General features: G+C 70.2%; 3 protein-coding genes. 1 reads left to right on the top strand and 2 read right to left on the bottom strand.

All coding sequences use genetic code 11. The features are described 5' to 3' along the window. On the top strand, positions 1-3,537 hold a 3,537-nt coding region (locus tag D7V88_RS38255; protein ID WP_147449051.1), incomplete at its 5' end, for a DEAD/DEAH box helicase. Between the two features lie 389 nt (positions 3,538-3,926). Here D7V88_RS38255 and thiD read toward each other — a convergent pair. Then, positions 3,927-4,736, bottom strand: coding sequence for a bifunctional hydroxymethylpyrimidine kinase/phosphomethylpyrimidine kinase (thiD, locus tag D7V88_RS38250; RefSeq protein ID WP_120545474.1), 810 nt, complete (start codon positions 4,734-4,736; stop codon positions 3,927-3,929). A 71-nt stretch (positions 4,737-4,807) separates the two neighbouring features. Then, positions 4,808-5,731, bottom strand: a complete 924-nt coding sequence (locus D7V88_RS38245; RefSeq protein ID WP_120545475.1) for an alpha/beta fold hydrolase — start codon at positions 5,729-5,731, stop codon at positions 4,808-4,810. Between the last annotated feature and the right edge of the window lie 45 nt (positions 5,732-5,776).

Raw genomic sequence — 5,776 nt, 5'->3', positions numbered from 1 at the left:
TCCCAGGACCCGAATGCGCCCCCGTTCCAGACGGAGGCGGACCTGCGCGCGTGGCTGCGGGCGGAGGGCCTGGAGCACCTCTCCCGTCTGAGCCTCGCGCTGCTCACCCCGCGCGTGGAGGCCGCCTACCTGCCGCAGGTGCGCGCCGTCATCTCCCGCCGGCGGCTGGTGGAGCTGCTGGCCGCGGATTCGCTCGACCGCTGGACGGCGGAGATGCTGCCCACGCCGCGCATGCGGGATCTGCTGCCCAGGCTCGCCTGGCGCTACGTGGAGGATGAGCGGGCAGGCGTGGCCGAAGCGCGCGCCTCGCTGCCTGAACGCCTGACGCCTCCCGCGGATCCCCGCACGCACCGGGTCCACGGGCTGCTGATCACGTGGCGGGCCCTGGTGCCTCCAAGCGTGGCGCCGCGTCCGTCGCGGGCCCTGACGCTGGACGCGCTGGTGGAGGAGCCGGAGCCGCCGGGCTTCCGCCTCAAGGAGACGCGCATCTCCGAACTGCCGGTGGGCCCGGCGCCCAGTGTCTTCATCCTGCCGGACGCGCGGCTGACGTTCAGCCCCTCGGCGCTGACGGTGGAGTGTTCGTGCGGCGCGACGTTCTGCGTGCACCAACTGGCGGCGGTGGACACCACGCTGCTCTGGTTGCGACAGCGCTGGACGGAGGCCTTCGGCGAGATGCTGGAGGAACTGGTGCGTCCCCCATGGGCGCGGACGCTGCGCGCGCTGGAGCGGGCGGTGGTGGAGAGCCCGGGCGGTTCGGGCGGGGTGGAGATCTCCTGGCGCGTGGACGTCATCGACGGCTACGGCGTGGAGGTGGCGCCCTACGTGCACCGGCGCACGAAGAAGGGTCAGCGCACGCTGGGCGCGAAGCTGGGCCGGCGCAAGCTGTTGCAGGAGTACGGCTCGCAGCTCACCGCATCGGATTCGCGCATCGCCGCGCTGATGGCGGACAACGAGGCCCCGGCGTCACGCGCGCTGTTGTTCGAGCTCATCGACCATCCGCGCATCTACCTGGACGGGCTCGATCCGGACCTGCTCGTGCGCATCGAGCGCCAGAAGGTGGGGCTCGTCGCCGAGGACCGGGGCGGCACCGTCGTGGTGAACGCGGGCGTGGACGGCGCCGCGCTGCCGGCGGCGATGCTGGAGCGCGTGCGCAAGTCGCGGCCGGAGGAGGCGGTGTTCCTATGGGATGAGGGACAGCGCCTGCTCACCGTGCTGGACGTGAGCCCGGAGGTGCGCGCGCTCACCACGGTGCTGCTGCGCCACGGCAACGCGTTCCCCCCGGAAAGCCACGGCGCGCTGTTGGAGCAGCTTTCGAAGTTCTCCATGCGCCTGCCGGTGGCCATGCCCCGCAGCGTGATGGGCGAATCCGTGGCACCCGGGCAGCTTCCGGTGCTCCGGCTGGAAGGACAGTACGGCGGGGCGGTGCGTCTGGAATTGCGCCTGCGCGCGCTGCCGGACGCTCCCGCGTTTCTTCCCGGTGAGGGCCCTCGCGACGTGCACGTGCGGCGCGGCACCGCGTCCTTCCATGCGGTGCGCGACTTCGTGAAGGAGCTGGCGGCGGCCACGGCGCTCCAGGCCCGACTGCCATTGCATTCGGCGGAGCCGCAGGAGCAGCCGTTCTGCTTCCTCTTCCACAGCGCGCAGGGCGGGCTGGCGGTGCTGGCCGCGTGCGCGGACTTCGAACCCCGGCCGGAGCTGGAGTGGGTGGGCGCCTCCATGCGGCTCGTGGAGAAGCGGGGCGCGCAGGACCTGAAGGTCGTGCTCCAGCGCAAGCGCGACTGGTTCGGCGTGCTGGGCGGGCTGGCGGTGGAGGGCGAACGGGTGGAGCTGGCGCGGCTGCTGGATGCTGCCCGGCGCAAGGAGCGCTTCGTCCAGGTGGATGCGAACACCTGGGTGGAGATCGAAGCGGCGCTGCGCGAGCACCTGGAGAAGCTGTCGGATCACACCTACGCGTCCCGCCACGGGCTGGAGGTGGGCCCGTCCGCGGCGGAGGCATTGGCGGGCCTGGGCTCCGCGGGCGCGGAGATCGAAGCCGATGCGTCGTGGAAGACACTGGTGGAGCGCATCTTCGCGGCCAAGGAGCTGAAGCCCAAGGTGCCGACGTCGCTCAAGACGGAGCTGCGCGACTACCAGCACGAAGGCTTCCGCTGGCTCACGCGGCTGGCGTCGTGGAACGCGGGCGGGGTGCTCGCGGACGACATGGGCCTGGGCAAGACGGTGCAGGCGCTGGCGGTGCTGCTGGAGCGCGCGAAGCAGGGGCCCGCGCTGGTGCTGGCGCCCACGTCGGTGGCCTTCAACTGGCGGGACGAGGCGAAGCGCTTCGCGCCGTCGCTCAAGGTGACGCTCTTCTCCGAGACGGAGGACCGGGGCGGCACGCTGGAGCGGCTGGGCCCCCGCGACGTGCTGGTGCTCAGCTACGGCCTGCTCACGCGCGACGTGGAGCGGCTGGCCGCGCAGCGCTTCGCCACCATCGTCTTCGACGAGGCGCAGACGCTGAAGAACGCGGCCACGCACCGCTTCCGCGCGGCCCGGGCGCTCCAGGGTGACTTCAAGTTCGCGCTGTCCGGCACGCCCCTGGAGAACAACCTGGGCGAGCTCTGGGCGCTCTTCGCCGTCGTCTTCCCGGGGCTGCTGGGCAGCCTGGAGGCGTTCCGCGCCCGCTTCGCCGCGCCGATTGAACGGCAGGTGGACCCCACGGCCGCGCCCGCGCTGGCCCGGGTGCTCCAGCCGTTCCTCCTGCGTCGCACCAAGGCGCAGGTGGAGGCCCAGCTTCCGCCTCGCACCGACGTGCACGTGCCCGTCGTCCTGTCCGCCCCGGAGTGGACGCTCTACGAGGACGCGCGGCTGGCGGCCCTGTCGGACCTGGAGACGCGCAAGCCGAAGCTCAAGGAGCAGGAGCGGCGCATCGAAGTGCTGGCCGCCCTGACGCGGCTGCGGCTGCTCGCGTCGCACCCCCGGCTGTACGACGCGGCGTCCAAGCTGGAGTCCTCCAAGCTGGAGCGCTTCATGGAGCTCATCCAGGAGCTGCGCGAGGAGGGGCACCGTGCACTCGTGTTCAGCCAGTTCACGTCCCACCTGGCGCTGGTGCGCGAGGTGTTGGATGCGCAGGGCATCGCCTACGAGTACCTGGATGGGCAGACGCCCGCCGCCGCCCGGGCCGACCGCGTGCGCGCCTTCCAGGAGGGCGACGCCCCCCTGTTCCTGATCTCCCTCAAGGCAGGAGGCTTCGGCCTCAACCTGACGGCCGCCACCAGCGTCATCCACCTGGACCCCTGGTGGAACCCGGCCGTGGAGGACCAGGCGTCCGACCGCGCCCACCGCATCGGGCAGCAGCGGCCCGTCACGGTGTACCGGCTGGTGGCTCGCGGGACGATTGAGGAGCAGATGCTGGCGCTCCATGAGCACAAACGCGCGCTCGTGGCCGGCGTGCTGGAGGGCAAGGACGCCGCCGGGCGCCTGTCGACCCAGCAGTTGCTGGGCCTGCTCGCGCAGCGCCTGCCAGCCATCGACGTGGAGTCCGACGCTTCGAAGCACTGAGCCGGTTTTCGGAAGACGCTTCCCTGGGTTTTTCCCGGGGCTTTCGCGCACCTGAACCGACACTGAACAAACATTGAGGCAGTTTCGGGCATTCTCCGACTGAACGGTCGAGCAGTCCTGGAGTTCTGATCGCGCCTGCCTACATGAAATGGCGATCAGGTGGGGAAGGGTGGCGTCGGTCCGTGAACATCAAGATGTAGGGAAGGATACGCGAACCAGCGCATGGAATCAGCAATATCCACCTGATCGGACTATCAGTGAGTCGGCGCCAACACCAAGACATGTCAAATTCAAATACATATCAATAACAAGCGATTTTTGCGTGTTGAATGCCTGTAATTAGATGCAATTGATTGCATTTAATTGCATGAGGCGCGTGTATTGATGTTTCATCGCGGGTTCAGCGGGAAGAAGTGCCCGATGGGGCCGTTCCCATGGCCCACGGCCAGCGGGTAGCGCAGCGCGGCCGTGACGTACTCCTTGGCGAGCCGCACGGCCTCCAGCGGTGCACTGCCCAGCGCGAGCCGCGCGGCGATCGCCGCGGACAACGTGCACCCGGTGCCGTGCGTGTTCGGCGTCTCCACGGGCTCGACGGCGAGCGTCTCCAGTTGCGCTCCGTCGAACCACACGTCGGTGCCTCGCAGCGCGCCCTGCATGCCGCCGCCCTTTACCAGCACGGCCCGGGGGCCCAGGGCGTGGATGCGCCGGGCCGCCTCGCGCATGTCCTCCAGCGTTTCGATGTCCATCCCCGCGAGCAGCCGCGCCTCATGGCGGTTGGGCGTGAGGATCGCGGCCAGGGGCAGCATCCGTGAGCGCAGCGCCGCGACCGCCGCGTCGTCGATGAGCTGCGAGCCCGCGCGCGACACCATCACCGGATCCACCACGACGGGCCCCACCGGAAGGCTGCCCAGTTGATCCGCCACGGCGTCGATGATGCCCCGCTGGGCCAGCATGCCCACCTTGACCGCGTCCACGCGCATGTCCGACGCCACGGCGGACACCTGCGCGGTGACGGACTCGGGGGGCATCAGGTCCACGCGGGTCACCCCGCGCGTGTTCTGCGCGGTGATGGCGGTGAGCGCGCTGGTGCCGTGGACCCGGTGGAAGGAGAAGGTGCGGAGGTCCGCCTGGATCCCCGCGCCACCGCCGCTGTCCGAGCCGGCGATGGTGAGGGCGATGGGGACAGGGAAGGGCGTCATGGCGCGGCATCCTACCGGGGCCCGCCAGCTTCGCGCCCCGGAAGTAGCGCACGCCTTCGTGCTTCAGGGGCTCAGAACTGGCCCTGGCGCGCCTGCTCGAAGCCCACGCGGTGCTTGAGGTACAGCGTGTCCAGCATGTGGTTGCTGATGGGGTTCGCGTTGCCGTCGGTGAAGCGGTGCACCACCGCGCCCTTGCCCGCGTCCTTGAGGAACGCCAGCGGATCCACGGAGCCGCCCAGGCCGGTGAGGGTGGGCACGGGGTCCGCGTTGTTGACGTAGTGCACATACTTGGGGCCGTCCGGATACGTCGTGGACGCGGCGCCGAAGGTCTCCACGCTCAGGTGGCCCATCTTCGCCTCGACCTGCGCGGGGGACAGCCCGTCTTCGATGCGCAGCCGCTTCGCCACGTCGTTGAGCGCTCGCGCGGTGATGAGCCCGCCCTGGCTGTAGCCCACCAGGTGCACGTCGCGGCCGGCCTTCAGCTCCGAGTAGAGCGTGTCCGCCAGCGTGTCCACGGCGGGGTTCTTGCCCTTGTCCAGCTTGTCCGTCACGCACTGGGCCAGGTCCTTCACCAGGCCTTCGGTCGCGTTGTGGATGCCCACGACCTTCGCGCCGGACGAGTCCGCCAGCGCCTGCATCTCATTCACCTGACCCGGCGTCGTCGTCATGATGCCGTTGACGTAGAGGATCGTCTTGTCCGGGTTCGGGTTGTTCTTCGGCGTCACGCCGGGAACGTCACCCAGCTTCGTGCTGGCGGGCAGCGTCTTGCCGCCCGCGCCCACGAACATGCCGTCCTGCGCGCGGTCCGGCTTGGGGCCACCGAAGAGGCTGGTGACTTCCCGCACCGTGGTGGCCTCGAAGACGCCCATGCCCATCTCGACGAAGCGGGGGATGTCCTTGATGCCACCCACCACCGCGTCGATGACCCCGCCCAGCAGGCCCTGGGTGCCCGCGGGCGCGGCGCCCGACAGCTTCGCGGCGGACTGCGGGGCCACGGTGTTCGCCCGGGCCGGGGACGATTCGAACGAGGACTTCTGGAA

Source organism: Corallococcus terminator (assembly GCF_003611635.1).
Classification (GTDB): Bacteria; Myxococcota; Myxococcia; order Myxococcales; family Myxococcaceae; genus Corallococcus; species Corallococcus terminator.
Note: the sequence above shows the minus strand (reverse complement) of the source record. Positions and strands in the feature narration are given on the sequence as shown.